The organism is Acinetobacter amyesii (genome assembly GCF_023499985.1).
GTDB lineage: Bacteria > Pseudomonadota > Gammaproteobacteria > Pseudomonadales > Moraxellaceae > Acinetobacter > Acinetobacter amyesii.
On the sequence record NZ_JAMCOU010000028.1, the window covers coordinates 220,890 to 237,095 of the forward strand.

The 16,206-nt window shown below is 39.6% G+C and carries 16 protein-coding genes; 9 read left to right on the forward strand and 7 right to left on the reverse strand.

Annotated features, from left to right (window positions below; genetic code table 11):
• Positions 1-11: 11 nt before the first annotated feature.
• The 5 genes from M5F03_RS08150 to M5F03_RS08170 all read right to left on the reverse strand — a co-directional run bounded on the left by M5F03_RS08150 (position 12) and on the right by M5F03_RS08170 (position 3,544).
• Positions 12-554 carry a hypothetical protein gene (locus M5F03_RS08150; RefSeq protein ID WP_078191840.1) on the reverse strand — a complete coding sequence of 181 codons (543 nt, stop codon included), beginning with the start codon at positions 552-554 and terminating at the stop codon, positions 12-14.
• 87 nt (positions 555-641) lie between these two features.
• The gene (locus M5F03_RS08155; RefSeq protein ID WP_249707911.1) at positions 642-1,184 is read right to left on the reverse strand and encodes a gamma carbonic anhydrase family protein; all 543 of its coding nucleotides are present in this window, start codon (positions 1,182-1,184) and stop codon (positions 642-644) included.
• Between the two features lie 103 nt (positions 1,185-1,287).
• Positions 1,288-2,436: a D-alanyl-D-alanine carboxypeptidase PBP5/6 gene (gene dacC / locus M5F03_RS08160; RefSeq protein WP_078191838.1), complete on the reverse strand. Its 1,149-nt coding sequence runs from the start codon at positions 2,434-2,436 to the stop codon at positions 1,288-1,290.
• Positions 2,437-2,554: 118 nt separating this feature from the next.
• Positions 2,555-2,941 (reverse strand): MCR_0457 family protein, encoded by a 387-nt coding sequence (locus tag M5F03_RS08165; protein WP_180084762.1) that lies wholly within the window; start codon positions 2,939-2,941, stop codon positions 2,555-2,557.
• Between the two features lie 228 nt (positions 2,942-3,169).
• A complete protein-coding gene (locus M5F03_RS08170; protein WP_180101885.1) occupies positions 3,170-3,544 on the reverse strand; it encodes an MCR_0457 family protein in 375 nt (124 codons plus the stop codon).
• Positions 3,545-3,660: 116 nt separating this feature from the next.
• On the opposite strand from M5F03_RS08170, the gene surE reads away from it, so the two are divergent.
• The 3 genes from surE (at position 3,661) to M5F03_RS08185 (ending at position 6,401) form a co-directional block, all read left to right on the forward strand.
• Entirely contained in the window at positions 3,661-4,434 is a 774-nt protein-coding gene (gene surE, locus M5F03_RS08175; RefSeq protein ID WP_111884223.1) for a 5'/3'-nucleotidase SurE, read from the forward strand.
• A 114-nt stretch (positions 4,435-4,548) separates the two neighbouring features.
• A complete protein-coding gene (locus M5F03_RS08180) occupies positions 4,549-5,379 on the forward strand; it encodes a peptidoglycan DD-metalloendopeptidase family protein (RefSeq protein ID WP_078191836.1) in 831 nt (276 codons plus the stop codon).
• 92 nt (positions 5,380-5,471) lie between these two features.
• Positions 5,472-6,401 carry a LysR family transcriptional regulator gene (locus M5F03_RS08185; protein WP_180114900.1) on the forward strand — a complete coding sequence of 310 codons (930 nt, stop codon included), beginning with the start codon at positions 5,472-5,474 and terminating at the stop codon, positions 6,399-6,401.
• Between the two features lie 68 nt (positions 6,402-6,469).
• Here the strand turns inward: M5F03_RS08185 and M5F03_RS08190 are convergent, their stop codons facing one another.
• Positions 6,470-7,681: an aspartate aminotransferase family protein gene (locus M5F03_RS08190; protein WP_180035320.1), complete on the reverse strand. Its 1,212-nt coding sequence runs from the start codon at positions 7,679-7,681 to the stop codon at positions 6,470-6,472.
• Positions 7,682-7,879: 198 nt separating this feature from the next.
• On the opposite strand from M5F03_RS08190, the gene grxD reads away from it, so the two are divergent.
• Complete coding sequence (gene grxD / locus M5F03_RS08195) at positions 7,880-8,221, forward strand: Grx4 family monothiol glutaredoxin (RefSeq protein ID WP_067762767.1); 342 nt, start codon at positions 7,880-7,882, stop codon at positions 8,219-8,221.
• Positions 8,222-8,404: 183 nt separating this feature from the next.
• On the opposite strand, the gene M5F03_RS08200 is transcribed toward grxD, so the two are convergent.
• Complete coding sequence (locus tag M5F03_RS08200) at positions 8,405-11,056, reverse strand: Lon protease family protein (protein WP_372491135.1); 2,652 nt, start codon at positions 11,054-11,056, stop codon at positions 8,405-8,407.
• Between the two features lie 205 nt (positions 11,057-11,261).
• Between M5F03_RS08200 and M5F03_RS08205 the strand changes: the two genes are divergently transcribed.
• The 5 genes from M5F03_RS08205 to rpmE all read left to right on the forward strand — a co-directional run bounded on the left by M5F03_RS08205 (position 11,262) and on the right by rpmE (position 16,172).
• Positions 11,262-13,406, forward strand: coding sequence for an AmpG family muropeptide MFS transporter (locus M5F03_RS08205; RefSeq protein WP_180023462.1), 2,145 nt, complete (start codon positions 11,262-11,264; stop codon positions 13,404-13,406).
• Positions 13,407-13,603: 197 nt separating this feature from the next.
• On the forward strand, positions 13,604-14,005 hold the full coding sequence (gene gloA, locus M5F03_RS08210) for a lactoylglutathione lyase (protein ID WP_078191833.1): 402 nt from the start codon (positions 13,604-13,606) through the stop codon (positions 14,003-14,005).
• A gap of 223 nt (positions 14,006-14,228) precedes the next feature.
• Positions 14,229-15,203 (forward strand): bile acid:sodium symporter family protein, encoded by a 975-nt coding sequence (locus tag M5F03_RS08215; RefSeq protein ID WP_249707915.1) that lies wholly within the window; start codon positions 14,229-14,231, stop codon positions 15,201-15,203.
• A 56-nt stretch (positions 15,204-15,259) separates the two neighbouring features.
• Positions 15,260-15,730, forward strand: a complete 471-nt coding sequence (locus M5F03_RS08220) for a hypothetical protein (RefSeq protein WP_180115073.1) — start codon at positions 15,260-15,262, stop codon at positions 15,728-15,730.
• Positions 15,731-15,947: 217 nt separating this feature from the next.
• Positions 15,948-16,172 carry a 50S ribosomal protein L31 gene (gene rpmE / locus M5F03_RS08225; protein ID WP_078190165.1) on the forward strand — a complete coding sequence of 75 codons (225 nt, stop codon included), beginning with the start codon at positions 15,948-15,950 and terminating at the stop codon, positions 16,170-16,172.
• The last annotated feature ends 34 nt before the right edge of the window (positions 16,173-16,206 follow it).

Consider the following 16,206-nt stretch of genomic DNA (forward strand, 5'->3'; position numbering starts at 1 on the left):
TATTAAAATCTTTATTCAATGAAGGGAGTCTTGTTATCACGAGGAAAATCAGGGAATAGCGTGTAAATCATATCAGGATTCTTTTGAAGACCCGCACCATCAATGTATTTCCACTCCTTACTTTCAATTGGACGTACTGCAAGCATGAAGGAAAGATCACCTGTCATTTTTCGACCATTCATAGAAATCGTGACTTGTTTAGGTACGGCACAAAACTCATTTCTACCAATGATATAACTTTGTTTTGGAGGATGAGTGTCAACTTGAGAGACATATATTTTATTTTGTTTAAAGGAGTTTGCAGCAAGTTCTAATATGGCATTATATTTATCTTTACCACCTGCATAATTGATAATAGATGAATCTGTTTTTTCGGTGATTAATGCATAATTACCCTTATTTAAGGCTGTGCCGATATCTTTAATTTCTTTGGCAATGATTTTTTCATAATCATCTTTACACTGCGTTGAATTCGCAAAAGCAGTTGTAGAGGTTAAAATTACGCCTGCAAAAAATATTCTAGTAATTAATAAAGTATAAGGTTTAATCAACATTAAAGAGTTACTCTGTATTTGAATTTGTCTGTCAATGAAGCATTTAGACATAAGCTGGAACTGTAAAACTAAAAACGAATGCGTATATTATTTATTTTGATCAAGATAATTATTCGACACCTTCACATAATTCTGCGCTGAATAAGGCAAGAACGCTTTTTCTTTATCGGTCAGTGGGCGAACTTTCTTAACGGGACTGCCCACATATAAATAACCACTTTCTAGAACTTTATTGGGTGGGACAAGTGAACCAGCGCCTATCATCACATCATCTTCAACAATTACATCATCCAAAATAATCGTGCCAATACCGATTAAAACACGATTACCAATGGTACAACCGTGTAATTTCACATGATGACCAATTGTCACATCTTCACCAATAATCAGTGGAGAACCCTCAGGTTTATCGGCTTTTTTATGACTCACATGCAACATTGAGTGATCTTGCACATTAGAGTTTTTACCAATACGAATATGGTTTACATCACCACGAATCACAGCAAATGGCCAAACCGAAACATTTTCAGCCAATACAACATCGCCAATCAAGACTGACATTTCATCGATATAGCAAGAGTCAGCAATACGTGGAACAGTGTCTAAATAAGGGCGAATGTTTTGGCTCATAGGAAAGTCATCTACAGGTTTTTAGGCAGTATAAAATAAAAAAGCACCTAGACCGAAATCTAGATGCTTTCACTTTAGTCTTAATATCGAGTTTTCATCAAATTTAGAATAAGTTACTAAAGAATTGTTTGATGTGATCAATCATTTTTGCAAAGAAACCAGCTTCTTCGACATTTTGTAGAGCTACAAGTGGTTTTTCAGCAATGACTTTGCCATTAAGCGTTGCAACGTATTTACCAACCACTTGACCTTGTTTTAAAGGAGCAGTTAATTTTGGTTGAACAACCAATTGAGTTTTAATGGCGTTCGCTTCGCCTTTAGGCATCGTCACGTTAAAGTTTTCAGCTAGACCTACTTGAACTTCATTGTCTTTACCGTACCAAACTTTTGCTTTTGCAAGCACTTGTTTAGCAGGTTGAACTTTTACAGTTTCAAAGTTTGCATAACCCCAAGCTAAAATTTCACGTGTTTGAGATGCACGTTCGTTCATGCTTGGCGCACCAAAGATCACTGAAATTAAACGTAAAGGACCACGTTTAGCTGAAGTCGTTAAGCAGTAGCCCGCTTCTTCAGTATGGCCAGTTTTTAAACCATCTACACTTGGGTCAGTATAAAGCAGGGCATTACGGTTGCCTTGCTTAATGCCATTGAACGTAAATTCTTTTTCAGAGTAGATCGGATAGTATTTTGAACTGTCATGAATGATATGTTGCGCAAGAGTCGCCATATCTTTGGCAGTCGAGAAATGTCCTTCAGCTGGCATACCTGTCGCATTGATGAATTGAGTATTCACCATGCCAATACGTTTCGCTTCTTGGTTCATCATGTGGGCAAAGGTGCCTTCATTGCCAGCAATATGTTCTGCCATAGCTTTAGAAGCATCGTTACCCGACTGAATGATAATGCCACGTAACATTTCTAATGCAGTTGCAGTACCGTTGAGCGGAACGTACATACATGACTCAGTGCTGCTGCCGCGACACCAAGCCGACTCATTCATACGTACTTTTTCATTTTCAGTTAGTTCACCGCTTAATAACTTTTGCTCAATGATGTAACTGGTCATCATTTTTGTCATTGAAGCAGGAGCTAATTTTTCGTTTTCATTTTTAGAAGCAAGGATTTGCCCTGTCTCATAGTCCATCAGCACATAAGATTTATTATTTAATTCAGGTGGTGCAGAAAGGACAGTTGCCGCGAATGAAAAACTAGGTGCAAGTAGTAATGCGGCAAGGGCGGTTTTTCGGGTCATTCTGGGTGGTTCCAATAACTTAGGTATAAGCACAAAGAGCCTAGCATTTTAGGACAAAGCTAGGCGGACTGCTATGGGGTGCAAGCGCTTATTTTAAAAGTATTGTAACCAATTGGTATTATTTGCTGTAAGCAGTCAATTCTTTGCAAATCGCACCATTTTTCTTATCGCCAGCTTTCTTCGCATCAGACTGCGCTTCTTTTAAAGCGTCTTTAAAACTTTTTTGTTTGCTGAGTTGCTGTAAAGCATTTACTGGGTTCTTTTCATTCGGCATATATTCTTTAGCTAATTTTGCATAACCCGCTTCAAACTTTGGTTGATCTTTGTCATTCACCAATTTTGGGCAGACTTCAGATAGTACATAGATAGCTGCAAGTTCTTGACTAGTCACTTGAGGTGTAGGGGTGACTTCAATTTTTTCATCTGCGGCATGTGCAGACATGGTAGTGAAAGCAAAAGCAGAAAGGCTAAGGGCATAAAGAGATTTTACAAAGGAGTTTTTCATTTAAATAACCTGTTAAATAACCTAAAAGATATCAAATAGCTAAAATTTATTTGCTTAGCTTAATCGTATTTCTGGTAGAGATCAGTAGAAAATTGTATTGAAGCTGTTTAAAAATCAATACATTGTGAAAGAAAAAAGGATGAGGCTATAAAGCGTCATCCTTTTTTGGGCAGGTTTGATGCAATAAGGACTAACCTATTTAGAGGACGTCCAAAGCTGAATGATCAATTAACCTTCATAACTTAAAACGTCATCACAAACTGATTTTTGCTCAGCTTTATCAGTTTCTTTAGCAGCTTGACGCGCTTCTTCAAGAACTGATTTATATTCGCTGTCAGACTGTAATTTTTCTAATGTCATTGATTTATCAGAATAATCAGCAAGATATGTTTTAGTGAGTGCTTGAATGTTGGCATCAAATTTTGCATTTTGACCAATAATCGCAGGGCATACTTCTAACATGACTTGTGCAGATGCAATATCTTCTTTTACGATGGTATTGGCTTCTTCTTGAGTGAAGTCATTGTTTGCGACCACAGTTTGAGTCATGCAAGCTGCTAGAGCAAAGCTCAATAAACCACGAAGTGCTACGGTTTTATTCATTTTGTACACACACATTTATGCTGGATGTTGAAATGTAAATATATATAATTATTCATATATTTCAATAAAATGTTCTTGCGAGTCATTTTTAATTTTTTAGTAATGGAAATTTAGTTGTGAATATTTTAATTGCCAATGATGATGGCGTTTTTGCTCCCGGTATCCAAGCTTTAGCACATGCATTGCGTCCTCTCGGTCGTGTGGTGATCGTGGCGCCTGAAAGCGAACGCAGCGGTTTTTCAAGTGCTTTAACTTTAGATCGACCATTACGACCTGTCGAAATTGCACCGAATATGTGGGCAGTAAATGGTACACCTGCGGACTGTGTGTATTTATCAATGAATGGTCTGTTTGATTTTGAATTTGATCTGGTGGTGAGTGGAATCAATAGTGGCGCAAATCTGGGTGATGATGTGCTGTATTCAGGGACAGTGGGTGCGGCATTTGAAGGCCGTTTAATGAAACAACCTGCGCTAGCCGTGTCTTTGGCTGGGCCAAATGTGCGTAGTTATAATAACCCAGAAGATTATGCAGTCGCCGCGCAATGGGTGCATGATTTTATTGCCAATGGCTTACCTGCGCTACCTGCACGACATATTTTTAATATTAATATTCCAGATGTTGCTGAACTTCAAGGCACCAAAGTTACCTATCAAGGAAGACGTTTACAGTCCAAACCGATTACCAGTCATGTAGACCCGCGTGGTCGTCAAGTCTATTGGATTGGATTGGCAGGCGAGGCAGTGGCAGAGCCTAAGAAAGGCTTAACCGATATCGAGTCAGATTTTTTTGCAGTGGCAAATGGTTATGTCAGTGTAACGCCTATACAAATGGATGCTACAAACTATGAGATTTTGAATAACTTACACGCAGAGTTATCTAAAATTTAAGTATTAGTGTTATAACTTTGTGAAAATGGTTATGCCGCAACTTTTTTAGAGTGGATTTTTGCTAATCTTAGCCCATTCATAATGACTATATTTGAATTATTAGTGAGGAAGATGATGTCCCTGGTGTCACAATATCGCGTTATTACCGCTCCTGCAGCATTATTTAAGACCCTTGTTTTATCTGCTGCTGTGGTTACAACTTTGGTCATGACTGGCTGTGCGTCAAAACCACAAATTAATAATGCGACCCGTTATGCGACTGCTCCGGATTATTATACAGTTCGTTCGGGAGATACTTTAAGTGGCATCGCAGCTCGCTATGGCTTGAGCTATGTCAGCATCGCAGAAATGAACGATATTGCCCAGCCTTATCGCATCTATGTTGGACAATCCATTCGCCTTAAAAATAGTGGCTCTCGTCGTACGACGTCTACACAAGCCATGACTCAAGCGGCACCAATTCAACGCCAAACGATTGCAATGCCAACGCAAACAGCGCCCGTGACTCAAGCTTCAACCACTCCATCGACAGTGACGCGAACTACAGTTCCAACGCCAGTGGTCAGTTCTTCAAGTTTACGTTGGGTGAGTCCAGTATCGCGTCCTACGGTATTACAAGGCTATAACTTAGCATCGAATGTGAAAGGAACACGTTACGCAGGTAATACAGGTGATCCTATTTTTGCAGCAGCTGATGGTCAAGTGGTCTATGCCGCCGATGGTCTTAAAGAGTACGGCAATTTGATTTTGGTGAAGCATATTAATGGCTATATCACTGCATATGCACATAACAGTAAAATGAATGTCAAAAGTGGCGATACTGTGAAAGCAGGGCAGCAAATTGGTGAGATGGGTTCATCGGGTACCAACCGCACGATGCTTGAGTTCCAAGTGCGTTTAGATGGTAAACCAATCAATCCAACTTCAGTTTTACCAAATAATTAAATATATAATGCAAAAGCAAAATATCCCCGTATAATACAATGAGTTGCTTTTATCGAAAGATGAAGCTTCTCATAAGTTTATGAGGGAAATTTATGTTAGATCAACTTCGAGCAATGGGTGTCTTTGCTTGCGTTGTGGAAAAAAATTCGTTTAGCGGTGCTGCTCGTGAGTTAGGTATTACCACGAGTGCCGTGAGTCAGCAAATCCGCTCACTAGAGCAGGATATGGAAGTCATTCTTTTACATCGTTCAACACGTAAGTTAAGTTTGACAGAAGCTGGACAAGCTTTTTTTCATAGTTGCCAAGAGATGCTATCTGCCGCAGAGCGCGGCAAAATTCGTATCAATGAACTTCGTGACGACTTAGTCGGTGAATTACGTATTGCATCAACACCAGAAATTTGTGCGAATCATGTGATTCCTGCATTGTCACATTGGATGTCGGCACATCGTGGTTTATCCGTTCATCTAGAAGCAGATAATCAATATATCGACTTAATTGATGGACGCATTGATATTGCGCTACGAATGAGTTCAAAAATTGATGATCAACAGTTTCATGTGGTGCCATTGGCACATGTTGAACAAGTTCTCGTTGCTGCACCAAGCTATATCAACCAAACCAGTTTAATTACACGACCAGAAGATTTACAAAATCATGATATGGTTCAAATAAATTTGGTTAGAAACTTTCAGCATTTTGCATTTGAAAATGCAGTGACTAAAGAGCAGGTTGCATTGGATGTGCACTCCCGATTTACAACAAATAATGTATTTGCTGCAAAAGCAATGTGTCAACAAGGACATGGCATTGCAAGAATATTATATCTAGATACGCAAAAAGACTTATTAAACGGTTCTCTTGTTGAAGTTTTACCAGAATGGCGTTTACCATCATTTACTCTATATGCGGTGATGTCTAAACGTGATCAACAGCCTACCAAGATTCATCGTTGCCTAGATGCATTAAAATTGTATTTCAGTCAATTACCAGGCGGACGTGTATACCAAGAAGCCTCATAAAAACAAAAAAGGTTTAAAAAGATATAAAAAAAGCCGCAATCAGCGGCTTTTTTTACTTTCGGCACATATTACGCTAGAAAGTTTTTCACCATTTTAACAATGCGTTCAATTAAGATATCCGCTTGTTTTTTATTGATGTTCAGCGTAGGTAATAAACGAATCACAGAACCTGCTGTTACGTTAATAATCAAGTGATGCTCATCACGTGCAATATTCACAAGTTCACCACATGCTTTTGGTAATTCAATGCCGACCATTAAACCAAAACCACGAACAGTTACGTTTTGATCGGCGAGTTGCTCTGTGAATTGCTCAACAAGGTACGCACCCATATTTGCAGCATTTTCAACAAGGTTTTCTTTTTGAATGGTATCAATCACGGTATAAACCACACGTGAACCTAATGCTGTACCGCTATAAGTTGAACCGTGGTTACCCGCTGTTAAAACGCCAACACCACGACCTTGAGTCATGACTGCGCCGATAGGGAAGCCATTACCTAGACCTTTTGCTGTAGTTAGCACGTCAGGAATAATATTGGTGTGTTGATATGCAAAGTATTTACCAGTACGGCCGTTACCTGTTTGCACTTCATCAAGCATCATTAACCAGTTGTGTTGGTTACAGATACGACGAATATCTTCTAAATAGCTAAAACCTTGAGGAGCCGTGTTGACGCCACCTTCGCCTTGGATCGGCTCAACCAAAATCGCTACGATGTCTGGGTGGTGAATTGCAGCTTCTTCAATTGCTTCAATATCACCGAAAGGCACACGAATAAAACCTTCAACCAGTGGGCCAAAACCTTCCTGAACTTTTTTGTTACCTGTTGCAGATAATGTCGCCATGGTACGACCATGGAATGAATGATCAGCAACAATAATTTTAGGGCTTGCAACACCTTGCATATGACCAAATTTACGTGCAATTTTGATTGCACCTTCATTTGATTCTGCACCACTATTTGAGAAGAAAACTTCTTCCATACCCGCAACTTCAGCTAATTTTTGCGCAGCAGCCGTTTGCCAAGGCACTTCAAATAAGTTACTGGTATGAATGAGGGTCGCTGCCTGTTCAGCAATTGCAGCTGTAATTGCAGGATGTGAGTGACCTAAACCACAAACAGCGATCCCTGTCAGTGCGTCTAAGTATTCTGTGCCATCTGCGGTATACAGGTGAGCACCTTGACCTCGGACAAAGCTGATCGGTTGGCGGCCAAATACTGGCATCAAGTGCGATGGTTGATCAGTTTGTACTGGGGCAAGGGTAATGTTATTCATGACTAACTCTAATTTGTCAGGTGATTGAAATAATATAGAGGAGACGCCATATATATATGAGCATCAAGAGGTCTATATAAGCAAAATATAACTCACTTGAAAAGCTGAAATGTAAATAAAACGTGAAATATTGCTTTAGTCATATTGTTTTACTCAGTTTTGGGTATAATGCGAAGCAGATTTATTGAGGATATATCAATGACTGAACAAGCACGCGATACAGAAGCGTTAATTCGTGACCAAATTGCTAAACACGCAGTTCTACTTTACATGAAAGGCACTCCACAGTTTCCACAGTGTGGTTTCTCTGCGCGTGCAGTAGAAGCGCTCAGTCAAATTGGTCGTCCATTTGCTTATGTAAATATTCTTGAAAATCAAGATATTCGCGCAACTCTTCCACAAATTGCAAACTGGCCGACTTTCCCACAATTATGGATCAATGGTGAATTGATCGGTGGTAGTGACATTATGCTTGATATGTTCCAAAAAGGTGAATTACAACCTTTAGTTGAACAGTATAGCCCAGCTCCGGAAGCTTAATTGGATATGTATTTGATGATTTTAATCATTGGATACAGATAAAAAATAGCGCCTTTAAGGCGCTTTTTTTAAGACTTAATTATCTAAAAAGTCTGGGGTTATGCGTTTTTCCACCATTCTCATAGGCATTTAAAGCATAATGAATGGTGGAAAAATCAACAAATGAATAAACTCATCGAAGATTTATGACGGATTGTCTTCAGTCAGACTTTCTTCAACACGTTGCTCGTTTTCAGCAGTCTCATTTTCAGCAGTACTGTCTTGAGCTTCAGACTTCTTTGCCTTTTTATCTTTATTCTTTTTTGACTTATTCTTTTTCTTTTTCTTTTTCTTTGGCTCTTCTTCCTCAAACTCAGCACCGTCTTCAATCGCTTGCCAGTACTCAAGTTGCTCCATGACAGCAGCGTAGATTGAGCCTTTGCTATAACGACCTTTTTTATCAAGAGTGCCTACTGGACGCGCCATCAAAATTTCTAATGCTTGGTCAATGGTATCTATGGCGTGAATATGGAATTGACCTTTTTGCACAGCTTCAATCACATCTTTGCGTAACATCAAGTGCTGCATATTTTGGCGTGGAATAATCACACCTTGCTTGCCTGTTAACCCTTGTAATTTACATGCATCATAGAAGCCTTCAATCTTGGCATTTACACCACCAATCGGTTGAACTTGACCCAATTGGTTCATGGAGCCAGTGATTGCCCATGATTGATCGATCGGTAATTGGCTAATAGCGGAAATCAGAGCTGAAAGCTCTGCAACAGTTGCGCTGTCGCCATCTACTTGGCCATAGCTTTGCTCAAAGGCAAGGGCAGCAGAAAAATGTAAAATTTGTTCACGACCAAAGTGTGCCTTTAAGAAACTCGACATCAGCAGGACGCCTTTGGCATGTAAAGAACCACCAAGTTCTACACTACGCTCGATATCTAAAATATCGCCGCCGCCTTGATAAACCGAAGCCGTTAAGCGTGACGGTAAACCAAATTCAACATCTGCATATTGAATCACAGAGAGGGCGTTGATCTGCCCGAATCGATGACCTTTGGTTTCAATTAACTGTGTACCGCGACTGAGATCTTGCCAATACAATTCACGTAAGTAGCCTAGACGGTATTTACGATGATCAAGAGCGGTGTTGATATGTGTTTCTGTCACCATTTTATCGCCAGCAAGTGCTGCATGATGATGAGCTTCACGAATCAAATCACCTAAGGTGAGGGCATGTAATGACAAAGAGCTTTGATCTTCAGCTTGACGACTTGAATCAGTTAACAGTGCAGCAAGTGCTGTACGGTCAAACGGCAGAAGTTTGTCTGTTTGCACATAGTCAGCAATTAGCTGCATATATGCCTGCTCATTAATGTCATTACGTTGTAATGTATCGGTAAAATCGGCACGAATTTTAAAGACACTGCCCAGTTCTGGTTCGAGTTCTAAAATATCGTAATAAATATCAGGTTCAGCAAGTAGGATCACTTTGATATTTAAATCAATAGCTTCAGGTTCAATCGAAATACTGCCAGTCAGTGTAAGCATATGTTCAAGTGAAGACAGCTTTAAATGTCCTGACTTTAATGCACGTTTTAGACCTTGCCATGCATAAGGCTGCTCTAAAAGTTGTTCTGCTTCCAAGATGAGGAATCCACCATTGGCCTTATGCAACGCACCGGGACGGATTAAGGTAAAGTCTGTAGTGATGGTGCCATTTTGGGTCAGTTGTTCGACATGACCTAGCAAATTGTAATGGGTTGGGAAATCTTCAAAAATAACTGGCGCACCAGCATTTGGTTTGTGTGTGGCGATGATGTTAGCTTGGTAGCGAGATGGCACGCGGTTAAATAGGCCAGGTGTAAAGTCATCTTCTTCTTGCTCAAGCACAAACTCAACATTTTGAATGATGTCATCTGCATATTGCTTCAGATAATCTTCCAAGCCTTCAACCATGCTGAATTTATTTTGAATTACATCAATACGCGGCATGACGACTTGTTTAGCAATTTCACGGTTTAAAACCTGAACTTTATCGCGTGCGTCATCTTCAAGATCACCAAGATGTAGACCAAGACGTTCAAGTTTTTTATCCATATAACGGACGTTTGACGCAATTTCAGCACGTTGTTTGCTGCTTAAAGCATTGATGTCTTCTTTCGACATTTCTTGGTATTTGTTATCGACCAAATGCATCGGAACGAAACAATGATCATCATCCTGAGAAATCAGTTTAAGATCGAGCTCTTCACCTTCTCGGGTTAATTCAACTAAAGCAAGATGTTGTTCATCACCAGCATGTTGGCGAATCATTTCAATGCGATTGTGATAGGTTTCTGCGGTGAAGCGACGTTCAAGCTGTTTTAATATAGTTTGCCAACTTTGATGTAATAACGTTTGGAATTTTGTCGCTTGACCAGAAGGAAGTTTCAGCGCAATCGGTTCACGCGGAAACTTGAAATTATTGACATACACCCAGTCTGAAGGCGTTGGCATATTTTTAGCGTGTTGTTGTAATAAGCGCTTAATCATGGTGCGCTTACCTAAGCCTGCGGTACCTACAGCAAAAATGTTATAGCCTGAATAGGGCAATGCAATGCCAGCTTCAACCGAAGCACGGGCACGATCTTGTCCTAAAAAGTCATTGAGTGGTTTGATCCGCTTGGTAGACGTCGGTATTTTTTTAAGCTCAGGCGTATGCGTCAGCTGAAGCGGCTGCAACTGGGTTTTAGTTAAAGTATTCTGTATTTCGGGTTGATCAAAAGCGCTCTTTAGTGTCGTTACTGTTTCTGCTAAGTTTTTTGTGTTGGTTTCATTAATGGTGGTTGATAAAGAAGAGTGAATTTGTTCAAGTCGCTGGGTCACTGTTGAATCCAAAAAACTAAAGAATAGAGATATGTAATTAAGGTATACAGGTTTAATGCCAAAGATCAAGCAACAGCATGCGAAATATCGATAAAATAAAACAATGATTTCATAAATGTTGTTGAAACCGTTGTCATTAAGCGCTTGAATAGCAACATTCGATTTTGACAAAAATAACTGAGTCATGACAACACAAGCTTCAGGATGGAAATCTGCTTTTACTGCATTTTTAGACCGACGTGCGCTGATTATGCTTTTTCTTGGCTTTTCGGCCGGTATCCCAATTTTACTGATCTTTTCCAGTTTATCGCTTTGGTTAGGTGAAGCAGGAATTGATAAAAGTGCAGTGACTTTTTTTAGTTGGGCAGCGCTTGGCTATTCGTTTAAGTTTGTTTGGGCACCCTTAATAGATGAGTTGCCTGTGCCATTTTTAACTAAACAACTCGGACGGCGCCGTGCATGGTTGTTGATCGCTCAAGTTCTCATTATCTGTGCAATTTGTATCATGGCATTTTCAGACCCAGCTTTAGGACAAAGCTATATTTACCAAATGGCTGCTGGAGCCGTATTACTAGGTTTTTCTGCCGCAACGCAAGACATTGTGATTGATGCTTATCGTATTGAGTTGGCTGAAACTGAAATGCAGACCGTTTTAGCTTCGACCTATAATGCAGGTTATCGTATCGGCATGATCGTGGCAGGTGCAGGGGCGTTATTTTTGGCTGCATATTTAGGCACGGCCAAAGGTAACTATATTTATGAAGCTTGGAAATATACTTACCTTGCAATGGCTGCTGTGATGGCTATTGGTATTATTACAACTTTATCGATACGTGAGCCGCAAGTTGACCGTGTACAAAAGCATTATAAACGGACCGACTATTATCGTTTAGTCGCTGTATTCTTTGCTGCCGTGGTTGCCTTTGTCTTGAGTTATATCTATTCAGGTGTAGCGGTTGAAAGTTTGAAAGAGCAGTGGCAAATTTCAGATTCATTTACCTTGTTCTGTTTAGAGGCTGTGCGCTTTATTGGTTCAGCGGTGGTTGCTTTTGGTATCGGTTCAGTTTTAGTGAAATCAGGTGCTGTAAATAAGCAGATGGCATTTGAAACTTGGGTTAATCCAGTTGCAGATTTCTTTAAGCGTTATGGTCTAAAACTGGCTTTAGTGTTGTTGTTACTTATTGGTTTTTACCGTATTTCCGATATTATCGCCGGCGTCATTTCTAATGTGTTTTATCAAGATTTAAACTTCACCAAAGAGCAGATTGCTGAAGCTGTAAAAGTCTATGGTGTGATTTTCAGCTTGGTTGGTGGCTTCCTTGGTGGTTTGCTAGCGCAGCGCATGAACATTATGAAATTAATGTTTGTCGGTGCGATATTAGCAAGTTCAACAAACTTGATTTTTATCGGCCTAGTCAAATCAGGTCAGCCATTGAGCGATGTCACTGTAAATGTAGCAGGGCAGCAATATACAGCGACGCCGGATGACACGGGAGCTTGGGCAGTTCAAATTCCAAAAGCAGTCTTGGCTGGAGATCAAAATATTAAAGTCACTGCGGATTATCAGTCGAAGAATCAACATCCAGTACAGGTGAGTTTGCCGTATCTGAATAATGCTTTTTCAAACTCAGCAATGATGTTGCTGCCAGTGACTTCAGATAACACGATTTCAGCTCAAGAGACTGCAAATAGTATCGTGGTCCGTGGACAATACTTGGCAGGCGAGTTAAAAGAAAATCAAAAAATTCAAATTATTTTGGATGCTAAACCATTCGACGCGAAGCTTGATAAAACTGGTGTTTTTAGTGCTGCAATTCCAGGTCAAGCGCTCGAAACAGCAAAGCAAAAAACATTAACGGCTCAACTACTAGAAAATGATGTAGTGAAAAAGAGTGTCGATTTAACATATCAAGTGAATACATCAGCCAATATGTCAGGTGTACTTGGTGTTGATATTCAACCGATTAACTTAGCAAGTGCTGAACAGAATGTGGACATCAAAGGTAAGGTCATTAAGCCTTATAGTTCGCTGTGGCTGTATTTTGCGATTATTGTTGATAACTTGGCTTCTGGTCTTGCTGGTGCGGCATTTATTGCATTTTTATCGAGCTTAACCAGTGTTTCTTTCACAGCTGTTCAATATGCCATCTTTAGTTCATTAATGACCTTAACCCCTAAAATTTTAGGCGGTTACTCTGGTACGATTGTGACCAATATCGGTTATCCAAACTTTTTCTTGATGACGACTTTAATTGGTATTCCGATTTTAATTTTAGTGGTTTGGGTCGCCAAACTATTGAGAGAACATGAACAAAAATCCAATTCATAATTCAATTTAACTTGAAAAAGCCTATTCAGTTTGAATGGGCTTTTTTATTCTAAGCTACTAAATAGCCTAAGTATATCTGTGGTTTTAGACAAGGATATTTGAAATAAGCGGGTATATGCATTCTAGACTTAAATTGAACTTTGTATGTTAAATCCCTATAGTATTCAAACATAATGATAGATTTAGGAAACTCGATTATGCGCATGCTGCATACCATGTTACGTGTAGGCAATTTAGAGCGTTCATTGGCGTTCTATACTGAAGTACTCGGTATGACTTTGCTTCGTAAGCGTGATTATGAAGAAGGTCGTTTTACTTTGGCATTTGTGGGCTATGGTGATGAAGAAAATCATACTGTACTTGAGCTAACTCATAACTGGGATACGGAGAGTTATGAATTGGGTAACGCTTATGGCCATATTGCTATTGCAGTAGATGATGCCTACAAGGCTTGTGAAGAAATTAAAGCACGTGGCGGAAACGTGGTACGTGAAGCAGGACCAATGAAAGGTGGTGTGACCGTCATTGCCTTTGTTGAAGATCCCGATGGCTATAAAATTGAGTTGATCCAACAAGACTCAAATGCACGAAATAATTAATGTGCAATCATTAATATAAAGTCATCTGTAATTCTGAATATTCTTATTTATAAATTTTTTTGCGTTGAGCTCACTATCAACGTTTAAAATAATGAATATATCGGAGAAAAGCTGGCTTTATTTATATGGCCCAGTAAGATGAAATTTACTCAATGGTAAATTTAGCTTATTGGGTATTTTTGTGCTGATGAGCTTTAAAGGGAAATTTGTACAGGATGTTGTTATGCTAAAAATGTTGGCTTTGGATCGTTTTACCATTCTACTTTTTGTAATGGTCATACTTGCGACTTTTTTGCCTGTCAGTGGTCAAGCTGCAGAAATTTTTGGCTATATTACAACGGCTGCAATTGCCATTTTATTTTTTCTACATGGTGCAAAGTTATCTCGTGAGGCTGTGGTTGAAGGCATAATGCATTGGAAGTTACATGCTTTAGTTTTTGCTTTTACCTTTGCATTATTTCCATTATTGGGTTTAATGGCGAAACCAATTCTCGTGCCGATGTTAGGGCAAGAGTTGTATTGGGGCTTTTTGTTTATGTGCTTTTTACCCTCGACAGTACAGTCTTCCATTGCATTTACTTCGGTAGCACAGGGTAATGTTGCTGGCGCAGTCTGTAGTGCATCATTTTCAAATATTATTGGGATGTTTATTACCCCAGTGATGGTGGCCTATTTTATTCTCGGCCAGTCACAACATAACTACGATCCGATGGCATCTATTATCCAAATTACCCTGTTATTACTGATTCCCTTCATTTTAGGGCAGCTCCTCCGTCCTTGGGTGTTTCCTTATATGAAGAAAATGCCAAAAATCGTGAAGGTATTTGATCAGGGCTCAATTTTGATGGTGGTCTATGGTGCATTCAGTAGTGCGGTGGTGGCAGGGCTTTGGCATCAAGTAAGTGGTATAACCTTATTCCTGTTGATTGTGGCGTGCTCTGTCTTGTTAACGATCATTATGTTATTGGCGTTATATGTGCCACGTTGGTTGGGCTTTAGTCGAGCTGATCAAAAGACGATTTTCTTTTGTGGCTCTAAAAAAACCTTGGCGAGTGGTGTGCCCATGGCACAAATTCTCTTTATTGGTCAGCCGATGGGGATGATAGTTTTACCAATTATGATCTTTCACCAAATTCAGTTGATGGTCTGTGGTGTGATTGCCAACCTTTGGGCAAAACAGAGCCGTGGGCAAGAGTAAGGGCGAGATGAATAGGTCCTTTTAAAATACCTTATATAGATGAAAAGAAAAAAATCGTGAAAATTAAAACAGGTTTCTTCATTTTATTCTTCGGTATGAACACAGTCGTTCATGCTCAAGAGGATTTATCTTTAAATAGTAACCGTGATGTCATTGAAAAAATGCCGCTCATCAGCCTACAGCCCATGTTGGATTTTTGTCGTGATCGACAACCACAGATGAATACGGAATTAGATCAGGCTTATCAAGCTGCCAAGCTAAAATTAATTGCTGCGGTTCAGGCTGTCCGTTTTAATGGTGTAGAGCCATTAAAAGCAAAAGATGTTGATCAGCCAGTCGATGCACAATTTAAACAGCAGCTTCAAGGCATGTTAGAGGGCATGAGCAAATCATTACAGCCAGTAAATGCAGCGACGTTTTGTCCTGCATTTATTGAAAGATTAAATCATTTTGATCAAGCCCAATTTCAGCGTATAGTCGAATTACAATATCAAAAATATTTAGAGCAAGCTCAACCTAAAGAGTAGAGCGATTCAGCCTTGAATATCTATTTATTAACAATAAAAAATCAGCTATAATTTGCCCCAACTTGTTGTGCTTAGCTCTGGCGGTATCCGTCTCGGTGGGCCAAAAGAATGGTCTGTTATGGTGTTGGTCTGCTTTTTTAAGCCTTCCTTGTAGTGATGCAAGAGTGATCAATTGCGATGACAGCTAAACCTTCTTAAATCTTAGGAGTAATCGACGATGCGCGCCGATATTCACCCAAAATATGAAACTTTAGTTGCTACATGTTCATGTGGTAACGTAATTGAAACTCGTTCAGCTCTTGGTAAAGAAACTATTTACCTAGACGTATGTTCTGCTTGTCACCCATTCTACACTGGTAAACAGAAAAGCGTTGACACTGGCGGTCGTATCGACAAATTCAAACAACGTTTTGCTGGTATGTCACGTTCTATCAAACGTTAATATCCAAAACGAAAAAAACGGGCTTTATGCCCGT

Coding starts and splice junctions, on each gene's coding strand:
- M5F03_RS08150 (WP_078191840.1), bottom strand. CDS start 554: ATGTTGATTAAACCTTATACTTTATTAATTACTAGAATATTTTTTGCA.
- M5F03_RS08155 (WP_249707911.1), bottom strand. CDS start 1,184: ATGAGCCAAAACATTCGCCCTTATTTAGACACTGTTCCACGTATTGCT.
- dacC (WP_078191838.1), bottom strand. CDS start 2,436: ATGACCCGAAAAACCGCCCTTGCCGCATTACTACTTGCACCTAGTTTT.
- M5F03_RS08165 (WP_180084762.1), bottom strand. CDS start 2,941: ATGAAAAACTCCTTTGTAAAATCTCTTTATGCCCTTAGCCTTTCTGCT.
- M5F03_RS08170 (WP_180101885.1), bottom strand. CDS start 3,544: ATGAATAAAACCGTAGCACTTCGTGGTTTATTGAGCTTTGCTCTAGCA.
- M5F03_RS08180 (WP_078191836.1), top strand. CDS start 4,549: ATGTCCCTGGTGTCACAATATCGCGTTATTACCGCTCCTGCAGCATTA.
- M5F03_RS08185 (WP_180114900.1), top strand. CDS start 5,472: ATGTTAGATCAACTTCGAGCAATGGGTGTCTTTGCTTGCGTTGTGGAA.
- M5F03_RS08190 (WP_180035320.1), bottom strand. CDS start 7,681: ATGAATAACATTACCCTTGCCCCAGTACAAACTGATCAACCATCGCAC.
- grxD (WP_067762767.1), top strand. CDS start 7,880: ATGACTGAACAAGCACGCGATACAGAAGCGTTAATTCGTGACCAAATT.
- M5F03_RS08205 (WP_180023462.1), top strand. CDS start 11,262: ATGACAACACAAGCTTCAGGATGGAAATCTGCTTTTACTGCATTTTTA.
- gloA (WP_078191833.1), top strand. CDS start 13,604: ATGCGCATGCTGCATACCATGTTACGTGTAGGCAATTTAGAGCGTTCA.
- M5F03_RS08215 (WP_249707915.1), top strand. CDS start 14,229: ATGCTAAAAATGTTGGCTTTGGATCGTTTTACCATTCTACTTTTTGTA.
- rpmE (WP_078190165.1), top strand. CDS start 15,948: ATGCGCGCCGATATTCACCCAAAATATGAAACTTTAGTTGCTACATGT.